At 66.4% G+C, this 21,148-nt stretch carries 32 protein-coding genes; 30 read left to right on the top strand and 2 right to left on the bottom strand.

The annotated features are described in order from the left end of the window. Nucleotides 1–9: 9 nt before the first annotated feature. From rpsQ to GGQ61_RS21290, 26 genes are all read left to right on the top strand, one after another. Nucleotides 10–261, top strand: coding sequence for a 30S ribosomal protein S17 (gene rpsQ / locus GGQ61_RS21415; protein WP_056018088.1), 252 nt, complete (start codon nt 10–12; stop codon nt 259–261). A 15-nt stretch (nt 262–276) separates the two neighbouring features. Continuing rightward, entirely contained in the window at nt 277–645 is a 369-nt protein-coding gene (rplN, locus tag GGQ61_RS21410; protein ID WP_056018090.1) for a 50S ribosomal protein L14, read from the top strand. Beyond that, complete coding sequence (rplX, locus tag GGQ61_RS21405; protein WP_183777099.1) at nt 645–959, top strand: 50S ribosomal protein L24; 315 nt, start codon at nt 645–647, stop codon at nt 957–959. The genes rplN and rplX overlap by 1 nt, the downstream gene beginning before the upstream one ends. Beyond that, entirely contained in the window at nt 952–1,512 is a 561-nt protein-coding gene (rplE, locus tag GGQ61_RS21400) for a 50S ribosomal protein L5 (RefSeq protein WP_183777098.1), read from the top strand. Before rplX ends, rplE begins: the two co-directional genes overlap by 8 nt. Nucleotides 1,513–1,533: 21 nt before the next feature. Then, nucleotides 1,534–1,839 (top strand): 30S ribosomal protein S14, encoded by a 306-nt coding sequence (gene rpsN / locus GGQ61_RS21395; RefSeq protein WP_183777097.1) that lies wholly within the window; start codon nt 1,534–1,536, stop codon nt 1,837–1,839. A gap of 10 nt (nt 1,840–1,849) precedes the next feature. Further along, nucleotides 1,850–2,245, top strand: a complete 396-nt coding sequence (rpsH, locus tag GGQ61_RS21390) for a 30S ribosomal protein S8 (protein ID WP_183777096.1) — start codon at nt 1,850–1,852, stop codon at nt 2,243–2,245. 1 nt (nt 2,246) lies between these two features. Continuing rightward, complete coding sequence (gene rplF, locus GGQ61_RS21385) at nt 2,247–2,780, top strand: 50S ribosomal protein L6 (RefSeq protein ID WP_183777095.1); 534 nt, start codon at nt 2,247–2,249, stop codon at nt 2,778–2,780. A gap of 3 nt (nt 2,781–2,783) precedes the next feature. Next, nucleotides 2,784–3,137 carry a 50S ribosomal protein L18 gene (rplR, locus tag GGQ61_RS21380; RefSeq protein WP_183777094.1) on the top strand — a complete coding sequence of 118 codons (354 nt, stop codon included), beginning with the start codon at nt 2,784–2,786 and terminating at the stop codon, nt 3,135–3,137. A 10-nt stretch (nt 3,138–3,147) separates the two neighbouring features. Beyond that, complete coding sequence (gene rpsE, locus GGQ61_RS21375) at nt 3,148–3,756, top strand: 30S ribosomal protein S5 (protein ID WP_183777093.1); 609 nt, start codon at nt 3,148–3,150, stop codon at nt 3,754–3,756. 3 nt (nt 3,757–3,759) lie between these two features. Then, nucleotides 3,760–3,939, top strand: coding sequence for a 50S ribosomal protein L30 (gene rpmD, locus GGQ61_RS21370; protein WP_183777092.1), 180 nt, complete (start codon nt 3,760–3,762; stop codon nt 3,937–3,939). 134 nt (nt 3,940–4,073) lie between these two features. Continuing rightward, complete coding sequence (gene rplO / locus GGQ61_RS21365) at nt 4,074–4,559, top strand: 50S ribosomal protein L15 (protein ID WP_183777091.1); 486 nt, start codon at nt 4,074–4,076, stop codon at nt 4,557–4,559. Between the two features lie 155 nt (nt 4,560–4,714). Beyond that, nucleotides 4,715–6,067 (top strand): preprotein translocase subunit SecY, encoded by a 1,353-nt coding sequence (gene secY / locus GGQ61_RS21360; RefSeq protein ID WP_183777090.1) that lies wholly within the window; start codon nt 4,715–4,717, stop codon nt 6,065–6,067. Nucleotides 6,068–6,114: 47 nt separating this feature from the next. Next, a complete protein-coding gene (locus tag GGQ61_RS21355; protein ID WP_183777089.1) occupies nt 6,115–6,678 on the top strand; it encodes an adenylate kinase in 564 nt (187 codons plus the stop codon). A gap of 200 nt (nt 6,679–6,878) precedes the next feature. Then, entirely contained in the window at nt 6,879–7,247 is a 369-nt protein-coding gene (gene rpsM, locus GGQ61_RS21350) for a 30S ribosomal protein S13 (protein WP_056018113.1), read from the top strand. A gap of 12 nt (nt 7,248–7,259) precedes the next feature. Next, nucleotides 7,260–7,649: a 30S ribosomal protein S11 gene (gene rpsK, locus GGQ61_RS21345; RefSeq protein WP_183777088.1), complete on the top strand. Its 390-nt coding sequence runs from the start codon at nt 7,260–7,262 to the stop codon at nt 7,647–7,649. An 80-nt stretch (nt 7,650–7,729) separates the two neighbouring features. After that, nucleotides 7,730–8,746: a DNA-directed RNA polymerase subunit alpha gene (locus GGQ61_RS21340; RefSeq protein WP_183777087.1), complete on the top strand. Its 1,017-nt coding sequence runs from the start codon at nt 7,730–7,732 to the stop codon at nt 8,744–8,746. 211 nt (nt 8,747–8,957) lie between these two features. Then, complete coding sequence (gene rplQ, locus GGQ61_RS21335) at nt 8,958–9,374, top strand: 50S ribosomal protein L17 (RefSeq protein WP_183777086.1); 417 nt, start codon at nt 8,958–8,960, stop codon at nt 9,372–9,374. A 148-nt stretch (nt 9,375–9,522) separates the two neighbouring features. Further along, nucleotides 9,523–9,978, top strand: coding sequence for a VOC family protein (locus tag GGQ61_RS21330; RefSeq protein ID WP_183777085.1), 456 nt, complete (start codon nt 9,523–9,525; stop codon nt 9,976–9,978). A 20-nt stretch (nt 9,979–9,998) separates the two neighbouring features. Continuing rightward, nucleotides 9,999–10,445, top strand: a complete 447-nt coding sequence (locus GGQ61_RS21325; protein WP_183777084.1) for a VOC family protein — start codon at nt 9,999–10,001, stop codon at nt 10,443–10,445. After that, entirely contained in the window at nt 10,442–10,774 is a 333-nt protein-coding gene (locus GGQ61_RS21320; RefSeq protein WP_183777083.1) for an ArsR/SmtB family transcription factor, read from the top strand. Before GGQ61_RS21325 ends, GGQ61_RS21320 begins: the two co-directional genes overlap by 4 nt. Beyond that, nucleotides 10,771–11,235 carry an SRPBCC domain-containing protein gene (locus tag GGQ61_RS21315; RefSeq protein WP_183777082.1) on the top strand — a complete coding sequence of 155 codons (465 nt, stop codon included), beginning with the start codon at nt 10,771–10,773 and terminating at the stop codon, nt 11,233–11,235. Before GGQ61_RS21320 ends, GGQ61_RS21315 begins: the two co-directional genes overlap by 4 nt. A gap of 60 nt (nt 11,236–11,295) precedes the next feature. Then, a complete protein-coding gene (locus GGQ61_RS21310) occupies nt 11,296–12,561 on the top strand; it encodes a TCR/Tet family MFS transporter (RefSeq protein WP_183777081.1) in 1,266 nt (421 codons plus the stop codon). Between the two features lie 98 nt (nt 12,562–12,659). Beyond that, a complete protein-coding gene (locus GGQ61_RS21305) occupies nt 12,660–14,075 on the top strand; it encodes a Do family serine endopeptidase (protein WP_183777080.1) in 1,416 nt (471 codons plus the stop codon). A gap of 67 nt (nt 14,076–14,142) precedes the next feature. Continuing rightward, a complete protein-coding gene (locus GGQ61_RS21300; protein WP_183777079.1) occupies nt 14,143–15,444 on the top strand; it encodes a replication-associated recombination protein A in 1,302 nt (433 codons plus the stop codon). After that, nucleotides 15,441–16,217 (top strand): RluA family pseudouridine synthase, encoded by a 777-nt coding sequence (locus GGQ61_RS21295; protein ID WP_343056259.1) that lies wholly within the window; start codon nt 15,441–15,443, stop codon nt 16,215–16,217. The genes GGQ61_RS21300 and GGQ61_RS21295 overlap by 4 nt, the downstream gene beginning before the upstream one ends. 31 nt (nt 16,218–16,248) lie before the next feature. Beyond that, entirely contained in the window at nt 16,249–16,761 is a 513-nt protein-coding gene (locus GGQ61_RS21290; protein WP_246371158.1) for a CC0125/CC1285 family lipoprotein, read from the top strand. Here the strand turns inward: GGQ61_RS21290 and GGQ61_RS21285 are convergent. Then, nucleotides 16,758–17,522, bottom strand: coding sequence for a hypothetical protein (locus GGQ61_RS21285; RefSeq protein ID WP_221221192.1), 765 nt, complete (start codon nt 17,520–17,522; stop codon nt 16,758–16,760). The two genes, GGQ61_RS21290 and GGQ61_RS21285, sit on opposite strands and share 4 nt — an antisense overlap. Before the next feature lie 119 nt (nt 17,523–17,641). On the opposite strand from GGQ61_RS21285, the gene crcB reads away from it, so the two are divergent. Together crcB and GGQ61_RS21275 are read left to right on the top strand one after the other, a co-directional pair. Then, on the top strand, nt 17,642–18,025 hold the full coding sequence (gene crcB, locus GGQ61_RS21280; RefSeq protein WP_183777077.1) for a fluoride efflux transporter CrcB: 384 nt from the start codon (nt 17,642–17,644) through the stop codon (nt 18,023–18,025). Further along, nucleotides 18,022–19,008: an RluA family pseudouridine synthase gene (locus GGQ61_RS21275; protein ID WP_183777076.1), complete on the top strand. Its 987-nt coding sequence runs from the start codon at nt 18,022–18,024 to the stop codon at nt 19,006–19,008. Before crcB ends, GGQ61_RS21275 begins: the two co-directional genes overlap by 4 nt. Here GGQ61_RS21275 and GGQ61_RS21270 read toward each other — a convergent pair. Beyond that, nucleotides 19,005–20,093, bottom strand: coding sequence for a winged helix DNA-binding domain-containing protein (locus tag GGQ61_RS21270; RefSeq protein ID WP_183777075.1), 1,089 nt, complete (start codon nt 20,091–20,093; stop codon nt 19,005–19,007). The genes GGQ61_RS21275 and GGQ61_RS21270 overlap by 4 nt on opposite strands. A gap of 80 nt (nt 20,094–20,173) precedes the next feature. Between GGQ61_RS21270 and GGQ61_RS21265 the strand changes: the two genes are divergently transcribed. Then, nucleotides 20,174–20,899 carry an ATP12 family protein gene (locus tag GGQ61_RS21265; protein WP_183777074.1) on the top strand — a complete coding sequence of 242 codons (726 nt, stop codon included), beginning with the start codon at nt 20,174–20,176 and terminating at the stop codon, nt 20,897–20,899. A 70-nt stretch (nt 20,900–20,969) separates the two neighbouring features. After that, a partial coding sequence (locus tag GGQ61_RS21260) for a carboxyl transferase domain-containing protein (protein ID WP_343056265.1) occupies nt 20,970–21,148 on the top strand: 179 nt, incomplete at its 3' end.

Here is a 21,148-nt window from a genome sequence, read left to right as displayed (position 1 = left end):
ACAACGAACATGCCGAAGCGAATTCTCGAAGGCGTCGTCGTCTCGGACAAGGGCGACAAGACGATCGTGGTGAAGGTCGAGCGTACCTTCCTGCATCCGGTGCTGAAGAAGACCGTCCGTCGGTCGAAGAAGTACCACGCCCATGACGAGGCCAACGTCTACAAGGCCGGCGACATCGCGCGCATTATCGAATGCGCCCCGAAGTCGAAAACCAAGACCTGGGAAGCGCTGCCGAAGGGCGCTGACCAGCAAGCCTCCTAAAGAAAGTCTCATCCCATGATTCAGATGCAGACTAACCTCGAGGTCGCCGACAATTCCGGCGCCCGTCGTGTGATGTGCATCAAGGTGCTTGGTGGCGCTGGTCGCCGCTACGCCGGCGTTGGCGACAAGATTGTCGTCTCCGTGAAGGAAGCGATCCCGCGCGGTCGCGTGAAGAAGGGTGACGTGCTGCAGGCGATCGTCGTGCGCACGTCCTCCGCGATCAAGCGCAAGGACGGTTCGGTGATCCGTTTCGACAAGAACGCCGCCGTGATCGTCAACAAGCAATCCGAGCCGATCGGCACGCGGATCTTTGGCCCGGTTCCCCGCGAACTGCGCGCCAAGAACCACATGAAGATCATCTCGCTCGCTCCCGAGGTGCTGTAATGGCCGCGAAGATCAAGAAGGGCGACCGCGTCGTCGTCCTCACGGGCAAGGACAAGGGCCGTCAAGGCGCCGTCCTGCGCGTGCTGCCCAAGGAAGACCGCGTCGTGGTCGAAGGCCTGAACATGGTTCAGCGCCACACCCGTCCGACGCAGTCCGACCCGCAGGGCGGCATCAAGAACAAGGAAGCGGCTCTCCACATCTCGAACGTGGCGATCGTCGATTCCAAGGGTAAGCCGACCCGCGTCGGTTTCCGCGTCGAAGGCGACAAGAAGGTTCGTGTCGCCAAGACGACCGGTGAGGTGATCAATGGCTGAGCAAGCTTACGAGCCGCGGCTTAAGACCGAATATCGCCAGCGCATCCGCGCGGCGATGAAGGAACAGTTCGGCTACACCAACGAAATGCAAATCCCCAAGCTGGACAAGATCGTCCTGAACATGGGGATCGGCGAGGCCGTGACCGACTCCAAGAAGGTCCAGGCTGCGATCGCCGACCTGACGAAGATCGCCGGCCAGAAGCCGGTGGCGACCCGCGCCCGCAACTCCATCGCCGGCTTCAAGCTGCGCGAAGGCATGGTGGTCGGCGCGAAGGTGACCCTTCGTAAGGATCGCATGTACGAGTTCATGGACCGTCTGATCACCATCGCGCTGCCGCGGGTGAAGGACTTCCGGGGCCTGAAGCCCACTTCGTTCGACGGTCGTGGCAACTACGCCATGGGTCTGAAGGAGCACATCGTGTTCCCGGAGATCAACTACGACCAGATCGATCAGATGTGGGGCATGGATATCATCGTCGGTACGACTGCGAAGACCGACGAAGAAGCCCGTCAGCTTCTTCGGGAATTCCAGTTCCCGTTCGTTCAAGCGTAAGCGGCGGGAAGGAAAGAACAAATGGCCAAAAAAAGCGCCGTCAATCGCAACGAGATGGTCCGCAAGCTGGTGAAGCAATTCGCCGCTAAGCGCGAAGAGCTCAAGGCGATCGCCAATGACGAGAGCCTGCCGCTCGAAGAACGCTTCGAAGCGCGCCTGAAGCTCGCCGAACTGCCGCGTAACTCGTCCAAGACCCGCATCCGTAACCGTTGCGAAGTCACGGGCCGTCCGCGCGCCTACTACCGCAAGCTTAAGATGAGCCGGATCGCGCTTCGCGAACTAGGTTCGAACGGCCAGATTCCTGGCCTCGTCAAGTCGAGCTGGTGAGGAGGGTCTCATGGTGAACGACCCCGTTGGCGATATGATCGCCCGCATCAAGAACGCCGCCACCCGCGGCCGTTCGAAGGTTTCCACCCCGGCTTCGAAGATGCGCGCGCGCGTCCTCGACGTTCTGGCGGAGGAAGGCTACATCCGCGGCTACCAACTCGTTCAGAAGCCGGGCGCTTTCCCGGAGTTCGAGATCGAGCTGAAGTACTTCGACGGCCAGCCGGTGATCGCTGAGATCCGCCGCGTGTCGAAGCCTGGTCGCCGCGTTTACTCGTCGATCAAGGACCTGAAGCCGATCAAGAACGGCCTGGGTATCTCGATCCTGTCGACGCCGAAGGGCGTCATGTCGGACACGGCCGCGCGTGACGCGAACGTGGGCGGCGAAGTCCTGTTGCGGGTCTACTAAGATGTCGCGGATTGGAAAGAAGGCGGTCGCCGTCCCTTCGGGCGTCACGGTGACCATCGACGGCCAGACCGTCACGATTAAGGGCCCGAAGGGCCAACTGTCGTGGACCGTCGCCGAAGAAATCGAAGTCAAGCAGGAAGGGGCTGAGCTCCAGCTCTCCAAGCGCGTCGACTCGACCCGGGCGCAAGCCATGTGGGGCCTCTCGCGCACCCTGGTGAGCAACATGGTCACCGGCGTGACCGAAGGCTTCGAGCAGACTCTCGAGCTGGTCGGCGTCGGCTACCGCGCTGCGATGAAGGGCCAGGCGCTCTCCATGCAGCTCGGCTTCAGCCACGACGTCGACGTGCCCCCGCCCGCCGGGATCACGTTCGCGACGCCGAAGCAGACCGAGATCAAGATCTCGGGCATCGACAAGCAAGCCGTCGGCGAGATCGCTTCGAAGATCCGTCGCCTGCGTCCGCCGGAGCCCTACAAGGGCAAGGGCGTCCGTTATGCCGGCGAGAAGGTTCGCCGCAAGGAAGGCAAGAAGAAGTAGGCCATGGCTCTTAAACCCCGTGACACCGCCAAGCGTCGTGCCGAGCGCACGCGCATCCGCCTGCGGTCGGTGGCGAATGGTCGGCCGCGTCTGTCGGTCTTCCGCTCGTCCAAGAACATCTACGCCCAGGTCATCGATGATGAGCGCGGCGTGACCCTGGCTGCCGCCTCGACCCTCGAGGGCGACAAGCAGAAGGGTTCCGACAAGGACGCCGCCGCCCGTGTGGGCGCGCTCGTGGCGCAGCGCGCCATGGAAAAGGGCGTCAAGGACGTCGTCTTCGATCGTGGCGGTTACATCTACCACGGCCGGGTGAAAGCCCTGGCCGACGCCGCGCGCGAAGCCGGCCTGAACTTCTAGGGGTACGCTGATGGCTCGTGGAAACGAACAACGTGGTGGTGACGGCCAAGGCCGTCGTGACCGCAACCGCGGCAATCAAGCGGAAGAGCGCGCTGAGTCCGACATCGTCGAGAAGCTGGTGCACATCAACCGCGTCGCCGCCACCGTGAAGGGCGGCCGTCGCTTCTCGTTCGCCGCCCTGATGGTGGTCGGCGATCAGAAGGGCCGCGTCGGCTACGGTCATGGCAAGGCGCGTGAAGTGCCGGAAGCCATCCGCAAGGCCACCGAGGAAGCCAAGAAGTCGATGATCCGCGTGCCGCTCCGCGAGAGCCGCACCCTGCACCACGACGGCGCTGGCCGTTGGGGCGCCGGCAAGGTCATGGTCCGCTCGGCGCCTCCGGGCACCGGCGTCATCGCCGGCGGTCCTATGCGTGCGGTGCTTGAAACCCTCGGCGTCCAGGACGTCGTCGGCAAGTCGGTCGGCTCGTCGAACCCCTACAACATGGTGCGCGCGACCTTCGAGGCGCTGAAGGCTCAGTCTTCGCCCCGCCAGGTCGCCGCCAAGCGCGGCAAGAAGGTCGCCGACGTGCTGGGCCGCAAGGCCGACAGCGCTGCGGTCGCCGCCGCTGACGGAGAGTAATCCATGGCTAAGGTGACCGTTCGTCAGACGGCGAGCCCCATCCGCCGCAAGAGCGATCAGCGCGCGACCCTCATCGGTCTGGGCCTGAACCGCATCGGCCGCGTGTCGGTCCTGGAAGACACCCCGTCCGTGCGCGGGATGATCGCCAAGGTCCATCACATGGTGGAAGTGATCGAAGGCTAAGCGCCTTTCGACTGGACGTTTAGGAGAGGCGGCGCCAAAAGCGTCGCCTCTTCGGCCGTTTCGGCGGCCACGTTCTTTTTTCAGCCGAGTCCGGGACAGATCCCGGGCGACAGATCTCCAAGGAGAGGCGTCACATGACCAAGCTCAACGAACTTTCGCCGGCCGAAGGCTCCACCAAGAACCGCATGCGCGTCGGTCGCGGCCCGGGTTCGGGCAAGGGCAAGACCGGCGGCCGTGGCGTGAAGGGCCAGAAGTCCCGCACCGGCGTGTCGATCAACGGCTTCGAAGGCGGCCAGATGCCGCTGCACATGCGGATGCCGAAGCGCGGCTTCAACAACCCGTTCGCCAAGGAATTCGCCGAAGTGAACCTGTGGCGCCTGGAGCAGGCGATCGCCGCCGGCAAGCTCGACGCCGAGAAGGCCATCGACGGCGCCGCCCTCGTCGCCGCCGGCGTGCTGCGCCGTGAAAAGGACGGCGTGAAACTGCTCGGCAAGGGCGAGCTGAAGTCGAAGATCGAAATCACCGTCTATTCGGCCTCGGCCTCGGCCAAGGCCGCTGTCGAGAAGGCTGGCGGCAAGGTCACCACGACCGCCCCCGTCGTCGCCGAAGCCGCCGAGTAAGCCGCTCTCCGCGCGTTTAGCGCGGGGACCCACGCTGACCATCCGGCGCCCCTGGCCCGCTTCCGCATGTTCGGGGGAGGGTGAGGCAAGGCGGCCGGATGACAGCGCAGGATGGACGCCCTATGTACGTCCGGTCCTTTAGTCTGGGGTTCTAAATGGCTTCGGCCGCCGAACAGCTCGCAGCAAACATGAACTTCGGCGCCTTCCAAAAGGCGACGGAGCTGCACAAACGCATCCTGTTCACGCTGGGTGCGCTGATCGTCTATCGCCTCGGGACCTACATCCCGATTCCGGGGATCGACCCGGCCGCGTTCGCCCAGGCCTTCCAGGGCCAAGCGCAGGGCATCTTGGGCATGTTCAACATGTTCTCGGGGGGCGCCGTCCAGCGGATGGCGATCTTCTCGCTGAACGTGATGCCTTACATCTCGGCCTCGATCATCGTTCAGCTGCTCGGCACGGTTTATCCGCCGTGGGAGAAGCTGCGGAAGGAAGGCGGGGAGGCGGGGCGCAAGACGCTCAACCAGTACACTCGCTACCTGACGGTCGTGCTGGCGCTGTTCCAATCCTTCGCCATCGCCACTGGGCTGCAGAACAGTCCTGGCCTGGTTCTGAACCCCGGCCTGTTCTTCCTGGCCTCGACGGTCGTCACCCTGACCGGCGGGACCCTGTTCCTGATGTGGCTGGGCGAACAGATCACCAGCCGCGGCGTCGGCAACGGCGTGTCGCTGATCATCTTCGCCGGCATCGTCGCGGTGCTGCCGCAGGGCATCTGGCAGATGTTCACGATGACGCGGACCGGATCGCTGTCGCCGTTCGCAATGTTCGCGATCATCGCGCTGGCCATCGCCGTCGTGTTCGCCATCGTCTTCATGGAGCGCTCGCAGCGCCGTCTGCTGGTGCAGTATCCCAAGCGCCAGCAAGGCAATCGTATGTTCGGCGGCGACACGTCTTTCCTGCCGCTGAAGATCAACACCGCCGGCGTCATCCCGCCTATCTTCGCCTCGTCGCTGCTGCTGCTGCCGACGACCGCGATGGGCTTCCTGGCCACCGCGGACCTGCCCGCATGGGCGCAATGGCTGCCCGGCATGGTGGGCCAACTGCAGCACGGGCGCCCGGCGTTCATGGTGCTCTACGCGCTGCTGATCATCTTCTTCTGCTTCTTCTACACGTCGGTCGTCTTCAATCCCGACGACACGGCCGAGAACCTGCGCAAGTACGGCGGCTTCCTGCCGGGCATCCGTCCGGGCAAGCGGACGGCCGAGTATCTCGACTACGTGCTGACCCGCCTGACTGTTATCGGCGCGGCGTACATCACGCTGGTCTGTCTGATGCCGGAAGCGCTGATCGGATATTTCAAGGCGCCGTTCTATCTGGGCGGAACCTCGATCCTGATCGTGGTGAGCGTGACCATGGATACGGTGACGCAGATCCAGTCGCACCTGCTGGCCCACCAGTACGAAGGCTTGATCAAGAAATCCAAGCTCCGCGGCGGACGCGGCGGGCGCTAGGGATTGGTCCGGCCGAAAGGGGCGGCCGGGGAGGGGACATTTAAAAGATGAATTTGATCCTGTTCGGTCCGCCAGCGGCGGGCAAGGGAACGCAGGCCAAGCGCCTGGTTGAATCCCGCAAGATGGTCCAGCTCTCCACGGGGGACATGCTGCGCGCTGCGATCGCTTCGGGCTCCGAGCTCGGGAAGCGGGTCGAAGGCGTCATGCAGCGCGGCGAGCTGGTCACCGATGAGATCGTGATCGCGCTGATCGAGGAGCGTCTGCCGGAGGCCGAGGCGGCCGGCGGGGCGATTTTCGACGGCTTTCCGCGGACTCTGGCTCAGGCCAAGGCGCTGGACGAGATGCTGGCCAAGCGCGGCTCGCGAATCGATCTAGTGCTGCGCCTGAAGGTGGACGACGAGCAACTCCTCAACCGGGTTGCCGGCCGCTTCGCCGAGTCGGGCCGTCCTGACGACAACCCCGAGAGCTTCAAGGTGCGGCTCTCGGCTTACAACGACCAGACCGCGCCCTTGCTGCCGTACTACCAAGACCAGGAAAAGCTGGTCGAGTTGGACGGCATGGGTTCGATCGAGGACGTCGCCGCCGGAATCGACCAGGCCCTCAAGGCCTGACTTTCGGCGACTAACCCGCCCAGCGATTGCGGAAGTCTGAAAAGCTCAGATTCCTGCGATTGCTCCATTGACGGAAACGCAACGTTCCCTATAACGGTGCGCTTCCGCGAAAGGGCGCGAAGGACGTGCCGGCCTTCCTGTATGGGATTCTGGGCCGGGGCGCCGTTCGCGCTTCTCTGCGTGACTAGGAGATTCAACGCGTGGCCCGTATCGCTGGCGTCAACATTCCGACTAACAAGCGCGTCGTCATCGCGCTGCAGTACATCCATGGGATCGGCCAGGCGAAAGCCAAGGAGATCGTCCAGAAGGTTGGCATTGAGGACGCTCGCCGCGTCAATCAGCTGTCCGACGCCGAGGTGCTGCAGATCCGCGAAGCGATCGATCGCGATTACCTCGTTGAGGGCGACCTGCGTCGCGAGACGGCGGTCAACATCAAGCGTCTGATGGACCTGGCCTGCTATCGCGGCCTGCGTCACCGCAAGGGCCTGCCGGTCCGCGGTCAGCGCACCCACACCAACGCCCGCACCCGCAAGGGTCCGGCCAAGCCGATCGCCGGCAAGAAGAAGTAAGAGAGCTTAGCGATGGCCAAGGAACCGGCGCGCGTCAAACGCCGCGAACGCAAGAACATCACCTCGGGCGTGGCGCATGTGAACGCCTCGTTCAACAACACCATGATCACCATCACGGACGCGCAGGGGAACACCATCTCCTGGTCGTCGGCCGGCATGATGGGCTTCAAGGGCTCCCGGAAGTCGACCCCGTACGCCGCCCAGATGGCTGCCGAGGACGCCGGCCGGAAGGCTGCCGAGCATGGCGTGAAGACTCTCGAAGTGAACGTCTCGGGTCCGGGTTCCGGGCGTGAGTCGGCGCTGCGGGCGCTTCAGTCGGTCGGCATGACGATCACCACCATCCGCGACGTGACCCCCATTCCGCACAACGGCTGCCGGCCGCCCAAGCGCCGGCGGGTCTAAGTACCGCAGTACCGCAATCCCCACGCGCCGGACCGAGTTCTTCGTGTCCGGCGATCCTGCGTTTCGAGGGACATCTCTACGTGATCGAAAGAAACTGGAACGAGCTCATCCGTCCCGAGAAGCCGCTGATCGAGGCCGGAACCGACGCCAACCGCAAGGCGCGTCTGGTGGCCGAGCCGCTCGAGCGCGGTTTCGGGGTGACGCTCGGCAACAGCCTCCGCCGGGTGCTTCTGTCGTCGCTGCAGGGCGCGGCCGTGACCGCCGTCCAGATCGACGGCGTCGTGCATGAGTTCTCGTCGCTGGAAGGCGTTCGCGAGGACGTTGTCGACATCGTCCTGAACATCAAGCAACTGGCGCTGCGCATGCACGCCGAGGGCCCGAAGCGCATGACGCTGAAGGCCACCGGTCCGGGCGTCGTGACCGCTGGCCAGATCGAAGTCCCGTCGGACATCGAAGTGCTGAACCCTGACCACGTGCTCTGCACGCTGGACGACGGCGCCACCGTGCGCATGGAGTTCACGGTCAACAACGGCAAGGGCTACGTCGCCGCCGAACGCAATCGTCCGGAAGACGCTCCGATCGGCCTGATCGCCGTCGACAGCCTGTTCTCGCCGGTCAAGCGCGTCGCCTATCGCGTCGAGCCGACCCGCCAGGGCCAGAGCCTCGACTACGACAAGCTGATCATGGAAGTGGAAACCAACGGCGCGATCTCGCCGGTGGACGCGGTGGCCTTCGCCGCCCGTATCCTCCAAGACCAGCTGCAGATCTTCATCACCTTCGAAGAGCCGAAGAAGAAGGTCGAAGGCGAGAGCAAGCCGGAACTGCCGTTCAACCCGGCGCTGCTGAAGAAGGTCGACGAGCTCGAACTCTCGGTCCGTTCGGCCAACTGCCTGAAGAACGACAACATCGTCTACATCGGCGACCTGATCCAGAAGACCGAGGCGGAAATGCTCCGCACCCCGAACTTCGGCCGCAAGTCGCTGAACGAGATCAAGGAAGTGCTCGCGGGCATGAACCTGCATCTCGGGATGGACGTGCCGAACTGGCCGCCGGAAAACATCGAAGAACTCGCCAAGAAGTTCGACGATCAGATGTAAGACCCTCCGAGGCCCGCCTAGCGGGCCTCGGTTCTTTGGACTGTGCGCTGACTCCGCGCCGCTTATGCGGCATGGGCCCGTGGAAGCCGCATCGCGGTAGAGGGCTCCGGCGCTTCGTTTTGACCCCGCTGGGAGCACGCGGGGACTTGGTTAGGCAAGGACGTGACCCGCTAGGGGCGTCCAGCGGGTCAAGCGACCCAGGAGATATAAAATGCGCCACGGCAAAGCCCACCGCAAACTCGGTCGTACGACCGCCCACCGCACCGCGATGTTCGCCAACATGGCGGCGAGCCTGATCAAGCACGAGCAGATCGTCACGACCCTGCCGAAGGCCAAGGAACTGCGTCCGGTCGTCGAAAAGCTGGTCACGCTGGCTAAGCGCGGCGACCTGCATGCTCGTCGCCAGGCGATCAGCCAGGTCCGCGACGTCGAGCAGGTCGGCAAGCTCTTCGCCGTCCTCGGCCCGCGCTACAAGGAACGCCAAGGCGGCTACATCCGCGTCCTGAAAGCCGGCTTCCGCTACGGCGACAACGCCCCTCTGGCCGTGATCGAGTTCGTCGATCGCGATCCGTCCGAAAAGGGCAAGGACTCGGGTCCGGTCCAAGACGCCGGCTTCGCCGACGAATAAGACCAGCCTGCAGTCAGCAGATCTCGAGAGCCTCGGGCGGAAACGCCCGGGGCTTTTTTGCTATCGGCGCGTGAAGATATTTGCGGAAAATAGAAAATATTGTATCTTTCCGAAAGTGAATTCCCCGCGCCAACGAGGGAGGCAAGCGATGAGCGAGCGCAGGAAGCTGCCGACGATCGGCCCGCTGCTTTGGTATCGCGACCCGATTGCGGCCATCGCTTGGCTGGAGAAGGCGTTCGGCTTCGAGACCCGCATGGTGGTCGAGGACGGGCAGGGCGGGGTGATCCACTCTGAACTCTTGCTGCACGACGGCTACATCATGGTCGTGGGGCCGCCGAGCGGGCGCGCCGTCAGTCCGGCGGCGTTGGGCGGGCGATCGACCCAGTCGGTTCACGTGCAACTGGACGCCGGCCTGGACGACCTCTGTGGGCGCGCCCGCGGAGCGGGCGCCGTGATCGAGCGCGAGCCGGCCGACCAGCCCTATGGCGACCGGGTCTTCACCTGTCGGGACCTGGAAGACCATCCCTGGTCGTTCGGCCAGACAGTTCACGAGCTGTCGGTCGCGCAGATGGAACAGGCCACTGGCCACAAGATCAAAGCCTGACGCAGCCAGAGGAGGACGCCATGTCCGCAGGTTTCCGTTCCGCGTTGTTCTACCAGGATCCTAAGGCGGCCTTGGCCTGGCTCGAGAAGGCCTTCGGCTTCGAACTTGTCATGCTGCTGGAAGACGCCGACGGCGCCGTCGCCCACTCGCAGATGGAGTTCGGCGACAGCTACGTCATGATCGGCCAGGAATGGAGCGCCGATCACAGAAGCCCCAAGTCGGTCGGTGGCAAGAACACCCAGACGGTTCATATCCAGCTCGACACAGACATCGACGCCCACTTCGAGCGCGCGAAGGCGGCCGGTGCGGTGATCGACGCCGAGCCGACGACGCAATTCTATGGCGACCGCACCTATCGCTGCCGCGACCTCGAAGGACACATCTGGACCGTTTCCCAGACCGTGGCGAGCGTCAGCCGTGAGGAAGCCGAGGCGGCCAGCGGTCTGAAGATCACCGGCTGGCGATGACGGCGGCGGGGGCCCTCGACACCACCTTGGCGGCGCTGGCCGATCCGGCCCGCCGCCGGGTCGTGGATCTGCTGGCCCGTGGGCCGCGCCCCTCCGGGGAACTCGCGCGCGAGCTCGGCCTGTCGGCCCCAACCATGAGCCGTCATCTGCGTACGCTGCGTGAGAGCGGTCTGGTGGAGGAGAGCCATCCGGAGTTCGACGCGCGTGTCCGCATCTATGCCTTGAGGCCCGAACCGATGGTGCATCTGCTGCGCTGGCTGGAGGAGAGCGAGCGGCTGTGGAGCGAGCAACTGACCGCTTTCAAGGCTCATGTCGAGAAGACGCCGTGACCTCGAAGGTCTACGTCGCTCTGCGGGTGAAGGCCGCGCCCTCACGCGCTTTCGCAGCGTTCGTCGGCGAGATCGGCGCCTGGTGGCGGCCGAACGGCCTCTTCCAGACCACGCCGCGGGCGCCCGGCGTCCTGGCCTTCGAGCCAGGGGAGGGCGGCCGTCTGACCGAGACGCTCGCGAGCGGCAAGGTGTTCGAGATCGGGCGCATACGAGTCTGGGATCCGCCGCATCGCCTGGTCTTCTCCTGGCGACAGGCGAACTTTCCGCCCGAGCTCTCGACGGAGGTCGAGGTGCGCTTCGAAGCAGTGGGAGAGGAGACTCGGGTCAGTGTCGAGCATCGCGGCTTCGACCAGGTGCCGGAGGGCGCTGCTCGTCACGGCTTCCCCGACAAGGTGCTGCTGATGCGCCTGGCCGACTGGTGGCGAACGCTGCTGACATCCTATCGCGAGACGTCGGCCTAAGACGGCGGACGTGGTAGTTCAAAGACGGAAACGGCCCGCAGCGGCCGAGCGGAGGAAATGATGACCGAGCGTGCTCCGAGCGCCCCCAGCGGCGACGACAAGCGCTGGGCGGGCGCCTTCCGCTTCATCTTCGCCGCGGCCGTCATCAATGCGGTCTCGTTCGGGATCATGATCCCGGTGCTGCCGAACCTGATCAAGGAGTTCACCGGCGGCGACACGGCCGCGGCCTCCGAGTGGAACGTGGTGTTCGGCGCGGTCTGGGGCGTCATGCAGCTGTTCTGCGGTCCGATCCTCGGAATGATGTCCGACCGTTATGGCCGCCGTCCCATCCTGTTGGTGTCGCTCGGCGGCCTGGCGATCGACTTCCTGTTCATGGCCCTGGCCCCCAGCCTGATGTGGCTGTTCGTCGGGCGGGTGATTAACGGCCTGACCGCGGCCAGCTTCTCGACCGCCAACGCCTACGTCGCCGACGTCACCCCGCCGGACAAGCGCGCCAAGGCCTATGGCTGGATGGGCTCGGCCTTCTCCTTCGGGTTCCTGGTCGGTCCGGCGCTCGGCGGCTTCCTCGGTGACATCGACCTGCGCCTGCCGTTCTTCGTGGCGGCGGCCCTGACCACCGTGAACTGGCTCTACGGCTTCTTCATCCTGCCCGAATCCCTGCCGCCTGAGAAAAGGGTCGCCAAGTTGGACTGGAAGCGCGCCAACCCCGTGGGCTCGCTCAGCTTCCTGCGCTCCCACAACGAACTGCTGGGGCTGGCCTCCATCGGCTTCCTGTTCCAACTGGCCCACACCGTGCTGCCGGCGATCTTCGTCCTCTACACAGGCTATCGCTATGGCTGGACGCCTGGGTTCATGGGCTTGACCATGATGGCGACAGGCTTGGCCGGGGTGATTGTGCAGACGCTGCTGGTCGGACCGGTCGTCGCGAAGATCGGCGAGCGTGGCGCGTTGCTGCTGGGCGCGGCCGCCGGCGCGGCGGGGTTCGGCATCTACGGCATGGCCCAGACCGGCTGGGCCTACATGCTCGGCGTGCCGGTCTTCGCGTTGATGAACTTCCTGATGCCCGGCCTGCAGGGGCTCATGACCCGGCGCGTGGAGCCCTCGGCGCAGGGACAGCTGCAGGGGGCGAACCAGGCGCTGCAGGGCATCGCTTCGGTGATCGGGCCGGTGATTTTCGGCATGACGTTCGCCTGGTCGATCCGCCATGACGGTGTGATGCACCAACCCGGTCTGGCGATCTATCTGGCCTCGGCGCTGCTGATCGGGGCGTTGCTGTTGTCGCTCCGGGTGGGGCGAGTCCCCAAGGCCGCGGCTGCAGGCGCCTGAGACCTGTTTCGCATCGCGACGGCGCAGCCTAGATATTCGCCATCATTGCGCCCGAAAACTCCGGAGAGTGCGGGCCCGAGACGATGCCTGGAGACTCTATGCGCGCCTATCGCGTCCTGATTCCCGCCCTGGCCCTGCTGGCCGCCTGTTCCGACCCTGCAGCCAAATCTAACGCACAGATCCCGCCGTTGACCCAGCCGACGCGGGCCGCGCCGGGCGATGCGCTGACCATGAAGTCGTCCTTCGCACCCGTCGTAAAGCGGGCGGCGCCGGCCGTGGTCAACATCTCGTCCAAGCGCCTGGTGCGCCAGCGGGCCGACCCGTTCTGGGAGATGTTCGGCATGGGCGCGCCCCGGGAGCGGATCCAGGGCTCGCTCGGTTCGGGCGTCATCGTCCGCTCCGACGGTATCGTGGTGACGAACAACCACGTCGTGGAGGGCGGGCAGGAGATCACCGTCGCTCTGGCCGACCGCCGCGAGTACACCGCCCGCGTGCTGTTGGCCGATCCGCGAACCGATCTGGCGGTGCTGAAGATCGATGTCGGGAACGAGCGCCTGCCGACTCTGGCGATCGACGATTCCGGCGAGGCCCAGGTCGGCGACCTGGTGCTGGCCATCGGCGACCCCTTCGGTGTCGGCCAGACCGTGACCAACGGCATCATCTCGGCCCTGAATCGCACCGCCGATCCGAATGGCGACGCCTCCAACGCCTATATTCAGACCGACGCAGCGATCAATCCGGGCAATTCCGGCGGCGCCTTGGTGGACATGGACGGCGACCTGATCGGGGTTAACAGCTTCATCCTCTCACGCTCGGGGACGTCGTCGGGCGTCGGGTTCGCGGTGCCAGCGGCCATCGTCAAGCGGGTGGTCGAAACCGCCGCCGGCGGCGGCCAGGCCGTCGTGCGCCCCTGGCTTGGCGCGCGCACCCAGACCGTCACCGCCGAGCTGGCCCGCAGCATGGGCATGAGCGTCCCACAGGGCGCGCTGGTGGCCGATATCTGGCCCAACGGCCCCGCGTCGCGCGCAGGCTTGCGTCAGGGCGACGTCATCGTTTCCGTCGACGGCCGCCCGGCGGTCGACGCGGCGGCGGTGTCCTATGCGATCTCTTCGCGGCGGCCGGGCGACAGCGTCCGCCTGGGCGTGCGCCGTGGCGGCGGAGAGCAGACCCTGACCCTCCGCGCCGAGGCGCCGCCCGCGACCCCGGCCAAGGACGAGCAGGTGATTTCTGGACGCAATCCGTTCGATGGGGCGACGGTCGTGAATCTGTCGCCGGCGGTGGCCGACCAACTGGGGATCGATCCGTTCGCCGGCAGGGGCGTCCTGGTGACGAACATCAGCCGCGGCTTTGCGATGAACGCCGGACTTCGGCCGGGCGATCTGGTCCGCAAGGTCAACGGCCGCGACATCGGCAGCGTCCGCGAGCTCACCGGCGTACTCGGCGGCGGGGGCGGCCAGTGGCAGGTGACCATCGAGCGCAACGGCCAGGAAATCACGGCCAACTTCCGGACCTGACGACCGAGAGGGCGGCGCCTAACGCGCCGCTCTCGCTCCGATCCGCGAAGGGCGGTAGAAGGCGGTTATGGCCGATCTCTTCGAAGCAGCCGAGCTGACGCCGCACGCGCCGTCGCCGCTCGCCGACCGCCTGCGTCCGCAGCGGCTGGGCGAGGTGGTGGGGCAGGACCATCTGCTGGGCCCGGAGGGACCGATCGGCCGGATGGCGGAGGCCAAGCGCCTATCTTCCATGATCCTCTGGGGGCCGCCCGGCACCGGCAAGACGACCATCGCCAGGCTGCTGGCCAAGGAGGCTGGCTACGAGTTCCAGCAGATCTCGGCGGTGTTCTCGGGAGTCGCCGATCTGAAGAAGGCGTTCGAGCAGGCCCGGATGCGGCGGGCTGCTGGCCAATCGACCCTGTTGTTCGTCGACGAGATCCATCGCTTCAACCGCGCCCAGCAGGATGGCTTCCTGCCCTTCGTCGAGGAGGGCATCGTCACCTTGGTGGGAGCCACGACCGAAAACCCTTCGTTCGAGCTCAACGGCGCGCTCCTTTCACGCTCGCAGGTCTACGTCCTAAAGCGGCTGGACGACGAGGCGCTGGAGTCGCTGCTGAACAAGGCCGAGGCGCATGAGAAGAAGCCGTTGCCGCTCGAACCCGAGGCGCGCCAGGCCCTTGTCGCCATGGCCGACGGCGACGGCCGCTACCTGCTGACCCTGGCTGAGACCCTATTCAACATCGGATCGGCGAAGCCCTTGTCGATCAAGGACTTGGGTCAAATCCTTCAGAAGCGCAGCCCGGCCTACGACAAGGATCGCGAAGAGCACTACAACCTGATCTCGGCCCTGCATAAGTCGGTGCGCGGTTCCGATCCGGACGCCGCGCTCTATTGGCTGGCGCGAATGCTGGGCGGCGGCGAAGATCCCCTGTTCATCGCCAGGCGCCTGATCCGCATGGCCGTCGAGGACATCGGCGAGGCCGATCCCATGGCCCTGGTCCTGGCTAACGCCGCCAAGGACACCTACGACTTCCTCGGCAGCCCGGAAGGCGAACTGGCGCTGGCGCAGGTGGTCGTGCACCTAGCGGCCGCGCCCAAGTCCAACGCGGTGTACGTGGCTTTCAAGGCCGCGCAGCGGGCGGCGCGGGAGACCGGCTCTTTGATGCCGCCGGCGCACATCCGCAACGCTCCGACCAAGCTGATGAAGGATCTCGGCTATGGCAATGGCTACGCCTACGACCACGATGTCGAGGGCGGATTCTCAGGCCAGAACTACTTCCCTGAGGCAATGGAGCGGCAGCGCTTCTATGAACCCAAGGATGTCGGCGTCGAGGCGCGGATCAAGGAACGCCTGGAGCGCTGGGCCGAGCAGCGGAACCGCCGTTCGTGAAGCCGCGCACGCCGCCGAAGCTCAAGGCCCAGCCCAAGCCCGTCGCCCTGACCCCCGAAGAGATCGCCCTCGTCCGCAGCCTGGTGATCTACGAGGACGCCGACATCATGGCGCTGAACAAACCGTCCGGCCTGTCCAGCCAGGGCGGGCGCGGGCAGGTCAACACGCTTGACGAACTGCTCTGGGCCTTCGCCAAGCCGGGCAAGGCGCGGCCGCGGCTGATCCATCGGCTCGACCGCGACACCTCCGGGGTGATCCTGACGGCCAAGACCAAGCCCGCGGCGAGCTTTCTCGGCAAGCACATGATGGGCCGGCGCTTCGCCAAGACCTATCGGGCCATCGTCACACCGGGCGCTCCTGAACCCTCGGGCGGCGTGATCGAGGCCGCCCTGCGCCGCGAGGAAGCTGGCCGCGAGGCTTATATGCGGGTCTGCCCGCCAGACCATCCTGACGCCGAGACTGCGATGACCCGCTACCGGACCTTGGCGAAGGGCGCCGGCGCGGCGCTGGTCGAGGCGAACCCGCAGACCGGCCGGATGCACCAGATCCGCGTGCACCTGGCCTCGATCGGACGGCCGATCGCGGGCGACGCCCGCTATGGCGGCGCGCTGATGGCTGGGGGGCGCCCTGTACCGCGGTTGATGCTGCACGCCGCGTCGCTGAGCTTTCCGCATCCCGCGGGGGGGACGAAGACGATCACGGCGGGCACGCCAGCCGACATGCAGTCGCTGATCGACGCTCTGGGCCTGGGCGGGAACGCCGCCGAGGCTTGACCGTTAGCCAGGAAGCCGTGCGAACGGCGGCTTGGGTGAGGTCACCGCCATGCGACGCCTGACAACCATCTTCGCGCTCTGCGCCGCGCTGGGCGCCTGCGCCACCGCCCCAACAGTCTATGGACCAGCGAGAAGCACGGGGGCCGTCGGCTTCTCCGAGTTCAGGATCGAGCCGGGCCGTTATCGCGTGACGTTCCGCGGCGGAGCGGGCGCGCCGATCGACCAGGTGTCCGACTATGCGCTGCTTCGGGCCGCCGAGTTGACGCTTGCCGATGGCTACGAGTGGTTCCGTGTGACCGACCGCTACGTGGCTCAGAGCGGCTATGACAGCGGCCCGCGGGTGTCGGTGGGCGCGGGCGGCGGCAGTGGCGGATACAGCAGCGGCGTGGGCGTCGGCGTCGGCACAAGCTTCAATCTGGGCGGCGGACCCGCGCTGACGCAGACCATTGAAATTCTTATGGGCCGCGGGCAGAAGCCGCCGTCGGCGACCGGTCAGGTCTACGACGCGGCCGACGTGCAAGCCACCATCCGCAGCCGCATCTAGGCCCGGGCGACGAGCACGTCCTGAGTACGGATCGCCACGTGGGTGAAGCCCGCAACCTCGGCCACATCGGAAAACCCGTCCGCCGGCAGTCCCTGGGCGATCAGCAGCGGCGAGAGGCCCTGGACCTGTTCGCCGACCTCCAGCAGCGCCGCGGCGACGTCGCTGTCGGTCCCGACGATGTCGCCGGCGTCGAGCGCGAGAGCCTGAAGCCGCACGTCCTTGAACGGCGCGGCGGCGTCGCGGCCCGGCTGCAGGCGGCCGAACACGCCTTTGCACATCGCGCCGAGCAGGCTGGCGACTTCGTTCAGCCGTCCGGGCGGCGTGCCGCGCCCGATCTCGGTGATCTCGACGATGATCCGCGCCTTCAGCGTGTCGGTCGACCCGTGGGTGGCCTGAACCAGATTGGCCCGTCCGCGGCGCCCCGCCAGCGTGCGGAATGATTGGGGAAGGATCAGAGGAAGCTGGGCTTCGGTCGCCGAAGGCCGCAGTCGGCTGGCGAAGTCGAGCGTCGCACCGTCGATGGCCTCGACGTCGCTGTCGGTCAGGCGGCTATAGGCCCAGGTCGGAATGATCACCCCGGTCTTCACATGACGCACGACTGGGCGGATGCGCAGCGCGGCGGTGGCCGCATGGCGCAGGCTGACCAATTCCTCGATCGAATAGTCGAGGGCCAGGATCCGGCGCTCGCTGGTGGCGAAGGTCCAGGGCGGCAGGCCTTCGGAAGGTCCCACCGTCGCCGCCACTCCGCTCTCGCCCGCCACGCCCGTCATCCAGAAAGCCAATCGCGCTGGGACCATGCCGGCGTGAGCTTAACCCGGCGTGACGGGGCTAGATTAACCGACCGTTTGCGCGGCAGGGGCGGCGCATCGCATAAGGGCGCATGGAAAAGGTGTTACTTGTGGCTGCGGGCGGAGCGGCCGGCGCCGTGACGCGATACGCCCTCGGCGTCCAGGCGCTTCGGATATGGGGCTCTGCCTGGCCGTTTGGGACGTTCATCGCCAATGTGTCCGGCGGGCTGCTGATGGGCGTGCTGGCCGGCTATCTGGCCCATCGCGGCGGCGCCGACCAGGAGCGGCTGCGGGTGCTGCTAGGCGTGGGCGTGCTCGGCGGGTTCACGACCTTCTCGGCGTTCTCTCTGGAGACGGCGCTGATGGTCCAGCGGCGCGCCTATGGCCAAGCCTTCGCCTACACGAGCGCCTCTGTGCTGCTGTCGATATCGGCGCTGTTCCTGGGACTGTTGCTTGCGCGGAAGGTGTTCGCATGAGGGAAGTCCGCAACATCGCCGTCGACCCCGGCGAGGATGGCGTGCGCCTGGACCGCTGGTTCCGCCGCCGCTGGCCGCATGTTTCGCAGATCCAGATCCAGAAACTTGCCCGTTCCGGACAGATCCGCGTCGACGGCGCCCGCGCCAAGCCGGAGCAACGGCTGGCCGCCGGCGAGATGATCCGCGTCCCGCCGCTGCCCGACGCGCCCAGGCCCGGGGACAAACCCGGCCTCGACCCGCGCGACATCGCCTACGCCAAGTCGCTGGTGATCTACGAGGACGAGGAGGTGCTGGTGATCAACAAGCCGTCGGGCCTGGCGGTCCAGGGCGGCACCAAGACCACCAAGCACGTCGATCGCCTGCTCAGCGCCTGGGGCGAGGGGCTGGATCGCCCGCGCTTGGTCCACCGGCTGGACCGCGACACCTCCGGCGTCCTAGTGCTCGGCAAGACGCCGGGCGCAGCGGCCAAGCTATCGGGCGCCTTTGCGCGCCGCCGCGCCGAAAAGACCTACTGGGCGCTGGTGCTGGGCAACCCCAAGCCTTCCGAAGGCGTGATGGAGCTGCACCTGGTCAAGAAGGGCGTCGGCGACCGCGAGATGGTCGTGCCAGCGGACCCGAAGGACCCTAACGCCGACCCGGCTGAGACCGAGTTCGTCACCATTAGCCGCGCGGCGCACCGCGTGGCCTGGATGGCGCTGCGACCGCACACCGGGCGCACACACCAGCTGCGCGCGCACATGCTGGCCATGGGGCACCCGATCCTGGGCGATCCCAAGTACAAGACCGACGCGTCGGCCGAGCTCTCGGGAAATCTGAAGCTGCAGTTGCACGCGCGGAGGCTGACCCTGCCGCACCCTTCGCGGGGGACGCTGATCCTCGAGGCCCCGATCAGCAAGGAGCTGAAGGAAGGCTTCAACCGCTTCGGCTTCGACGAGCACGAGGCTGATCCCGAGCCCTTCAAGGCCCGCAAACGCCGGCACTAGGTCTCGAAGGCGACCTCCGGCTTGGCGTCCGGGGCCAGGAAGGCGGCGGCGGACAAGGCTTCTGCCTCGACCGCCTTGCGGTCCTTGGCCGGGACATGGCGGAACAGGCGGACGCTGACGGCGACGGACTTCTTCTTGGCTTCGATCCGCCAGGTCCCGGCGACGACCCCGTCGACCAGGACCATGGCCGGGATCAGCCCGTTCTTGCTGGCCAGCAGAGGCGCGTGCTTGGGTCGGATGATCCCGGTGCGATCGGCGCGGCACAGCACCGCGCCGTCGAAATCGGCCAGCAACCGGACTGGCGCAGGAGTATCGCCTGACGGGCGTGCGGCGTCCCGTAGGTCATAAAGCCTGCGGCCGCGCTCGTCCTTGAAGGTCACGAGTTCTTCGCCCAGCGCGTCGAAGGTGGCGGCCGCCGCTCTGAGACCCGACCAAGCCGAGAAGTCGGCGGGCAGGGACGGGCCGTGGGCGGCCAGATACCGGCGCGCCAGCGCTTGGGGCTGCGGCTCTGCGTATTCGTCACGGCCCAGCCAGGTCCTCGCCAGCGTGAAGTCTCCGCCGGGCTCGTGGCCGAACCGGGCGTCGGAAGAAGCCTGCACCAGCGGCAGGAACATCCGCGCGGCGTAGGCGAGGGGGCGCACGGGCTCCAAGCCCTGCGCTTCCAACGCCTGGCGCACGCTCTCGAAGTCCCTTGGCCCTGGTGCGAAGTGGTCCCGGCCGATTGCGAGCACCTGTTCGAGCAGTTCGGGCTTGGGTTTCACCCCCCAGGGCAAGGTCGTCTCTCGCGGCGGCATGACCGTGGTGCGGAAAGCCAGGACGTCATTGGCGCTGGCCAGGTGCAGGGTGCCGCGCATCAGCGTCGAGCGGACGACGCGGCGCTCGTGGATCGCGTCCAGCAGGGCCTGCCGTTGGAAGCCCGCCAACCGCGCCCAGAGGCCCAGGAACGGGGCGCGGGGCAGTTGGGCCTGCATGGCGAACAGCCGCTCCAGCGCCGCCACCGGGTCGAGCGCGTGGCGTTCCAGCAGGAGCTGCCGGTCCAGCAGGATGCGGTTGAGGTCGCGCGGGCTCAGGACGGTATCGCTCATGTCACGAGGATCGCCGACCCGCCCCAGCTTGCGCAATCGCTGCCGGGGCGTCATTGCACGCGTGAACTAAGGAGATACGCGTGCAGAAGGGCTTCATTGAGCCGGGCGAAAAACCCAAGCGCTTCTACAAGGACGTGGCTGTCGTCGCCGAGGACGACGCCTATTCGGTCAAGCTCGACGGCCGCAACGTCCGCTCGCCCAAGGGCGGAAAGCTCTCTGTGCCGACCCACGCGCTGGCCGCAATGGTCGCCGCAGAGTGGGACGCGCAAGGCAAGCACATCGAAATTGCCTCGATGCACATCACCCGCTTGGCCTTCACCGCCACTGAGGCGATCCCGCAGGCCCGCGACGCCACGGCCAGCCAGATTGCGCAATACGCAGCCTCGGACCTGCTCTGCTATTTTTCCGAAAGCGGCAACAGCCTCTATGACCGTCAGGTCGCCGGCTGGGAGCCGGTGCTGCGCCGGGCCGAGCACGAACTGGCGCTGGTGTTCCGCCGCGCGACCGGCATTGTCCACACTGAGCAGCCGGAAGAGACGCTGGCCAGCGTCAAGGCGCTCGCCCTCGAACTCGGCGATTTCGCCCTGACCGGCGTGGCCTTCGGCACGCCGCTTTTCGGATCGGCGGTGCTGGCGCTGTCGCTGCAGCGCGGCTGGCTGACCGGCGAGGAGGCCTGGACATTGTCGCGTATCGACGAGGCCTACCAGGAAGAAAAATGGGGCGTGGACGAGGAGGCGGCCGAGCGGACGGCGCGCCTGCTGGAGGAAGCGCGCATGCTCGAGAGCTGGTTCAAGGCTCTCGCATAGAGCGCCCTGCGCGGTTGCCAGCGCCGGATCGTCCGACTACGCCTTGAAGCTTGGCGTGGGAGGCCGATGCGTGAAGCACATCCTTGAAGAGCTTGAGAAGCGGCGGGGCGAGGCGCGTCTTGGCGGGGGCGAGCGTCGGATTGCGAGCCAGCATGGCAAGGGCAAGCTGACGGCGCGCGAGCGGCTGGACCTGCTGCTGGACGAAGGCTCGTTCGAGGAGTTCGACATGTTCGTCGAGCACCGGGCGAC

Source organism: Phenylobacterium haematophilum (assembly GCF_014196295.1).
Classification (GTDB): Bacteria; Pseudomonadota; Alphaproteobacteria; order Caulobacterales; family Caulobacteraceae; genus Phenylobacterium; species Phenylobacterium haematophilum.
The sequence above is the reverse complement of the archived record's forward strand: the minus strand, read 5'-3'. Positions and strand labels throughout refer to the sequence as shown.

What these genes read in the sequence shown, in the direction of transcription:
- GGQ61_RS21270 (WP_183777075.1), bottom strand. Translation starts at nt 20,093, where the DNA reads ATGAGCGATACCGTCCTGAGCCCGCGCGACCTCAACCGCATCCTGCTG.
- GGQ61_RS21355 (WP_183777089.1), top strand. Translation starts at nt 6,115, where the DNA reads ATGAATTTGATCCTGTTCGGTCCGCCAGCGGCGGGCAAGGGAACGCAG.
- rplE (WP_183777098.1), top strand. Translation starts at nt 952, where the DNA reads ATGGCTGAGCAAGCTTACGAGCCGCGGCTTAAGACCGAATATCGCCAG.
- crcB (WP_183777077.1), top strand. Translation starts at nt 17,642, where the DNA reads ATGGAAAAGGTGTTACTTGTGGCTGCGGGCGGAGCGGCCGGCGCCGTG.
- rpsE (WP_183777093.1), top strand. Translation starts at nt 3,148, where the DNA reads ATGGCTCGTGGAAACGAACAACGTGGTGGTGACGGCCAAGGCCGTCGT.
- GGQ61_RS21325 (WP_183777084.1), top strand. Translation starts at nt 9,999, where the DNA reads ATGTCCGCAGGTTTCCGTTCCGCGTTGTTCTACCAGGATCCTAAGGCG.
- rplF (WP_183777095.1), top strand. Translation starts at nt 2,247, where the DNA reads ATGTCGCGGATTGGAAAGAAGGCGGTCGCCGTCCCTTCGGGCGTCACG.
- rplO (WP_183777091.1), top strand. Translation starts at nt 4,074, where the DNA reads ATGACCAAGCTCAACGAACTTTCGCCGGCCGAAGGCTCCACCAAGAAC.
- GGQ61_RS21330 (WP_183777085.1), top strand. Translation starts at nt 9,523, where the DNA reads ATGAGCGAGCGCAGGAAGCTGCCGACGATCGGCCCGCTGCTTTGGTAT.
- rpsN (WP_183777097.1), top strand. Translation starts at nt 1,534, where the DNA reads ATGGCCAAAAAAAGCGCCGTCAATCGCAACGAGATGGTCCGCAAGCTG.
- rplR (WP_183777094.1), top strand. Translation starts at nt 2,784, where the DNA reads ATGGCTCTTAAACCCCGTGACACCGCCAAGCGTCGTGCCGAGCGCACG.
- GGQ61_RS21320 (WP_183777083.1), top strand. Translation starts at nt 10,442, where the DNA reads ATGACGGCGGCGGGGGCCCTCGACACCACCTTGGCGGCGCTGGCCGAT.
- rplQ (WP_183777086.1), top strand. Translation starts at nt 8,958, where the DNA reads ATGCGCCACGGCAAAGCCCACCGCAAACTCGGTCGTACGACCGCCCAC.
- GGQ61_RS21305 (WP_183777080.1), top strand. Translation starts at nt 12,660, where the DNA reads ATGCGCGCCTATCGCGTCCTGATTCCCGCCCTGGCCCTGCTGGCCGCC.
- rplX (WP_183777099.1), top strand. Translation starts at nt 645, where the DNA reads ATGGCCGCGAAGATCAAGAAGGGCGACCGCGTCGTCGTCCTCACGGGC.
- rpsQ (WP_056018088.1), top strand. Translation starts at nt 10, where the DNA reads ATGCCGAAGCGAATTCTCGAAGGCGTCGTCGTCTCGGACAAGGGCGAC.
- rpmD (WP_183777092.1), top strand. Translation starts at nt 3,760, where the DNA reads ATGGCTAAGGTGACCGTTCGTCAGACGGCGAGCCCCATCCGCCGCAAG.
- rplN (WP_056018090.1), top strand. Translation starts at nt 277, where the DNA reads ATGATTCAGATGCAGACTAACCTCGAGGTCGCCGACAATTCCGGCGCC.
- rpsK (WP_183777088.1), top strand. Translation starts at nt 7,260, where the DNA reads ATGGCCAAGGAACCGGCGCGCGTCAAACGCCGCGAACGCAAGAACATC.
- rpsH (WP_183777096.1), top strand. Translation starts at nt 1,850, where the DNA reads ATGGTGAACGACCCCGTTGGCGATATGATCGCCCGCATCAAGAACGCC.
- GGQ61_RS21275 (WP_183777076.1), top strand. Translation starts at nt 18,022, where the DNA reads ATGAGGGAAGTCCGCAACATCGCCGTCGACCCCGGCGAGGATGGCGTG.
- secY (WP_183777090.1), top strand. Translation starts at nt 4,715, where the DNA reads ATGGCTTCGGCCGCCGAACAGCTCGCAGCAAACATGAACTTCGGCGCC.
- GGQ61_RS21300 (WP_183777079.1), top strand. Translation starts at nt 14,143, where the DNA reads ATGGCCGATCTCTTCGAAGCAGCCGAGCTGACGCCGCACGCGCCGTCG.
- GGQ61_RS21310 (WP_183777081.1), top strand. Translation starts at nt 11,296, where the DNA reads ATGACCGAGCGTGCTCCGAGCGCCCCCAGCGGCGACGACAAGCGCTGG.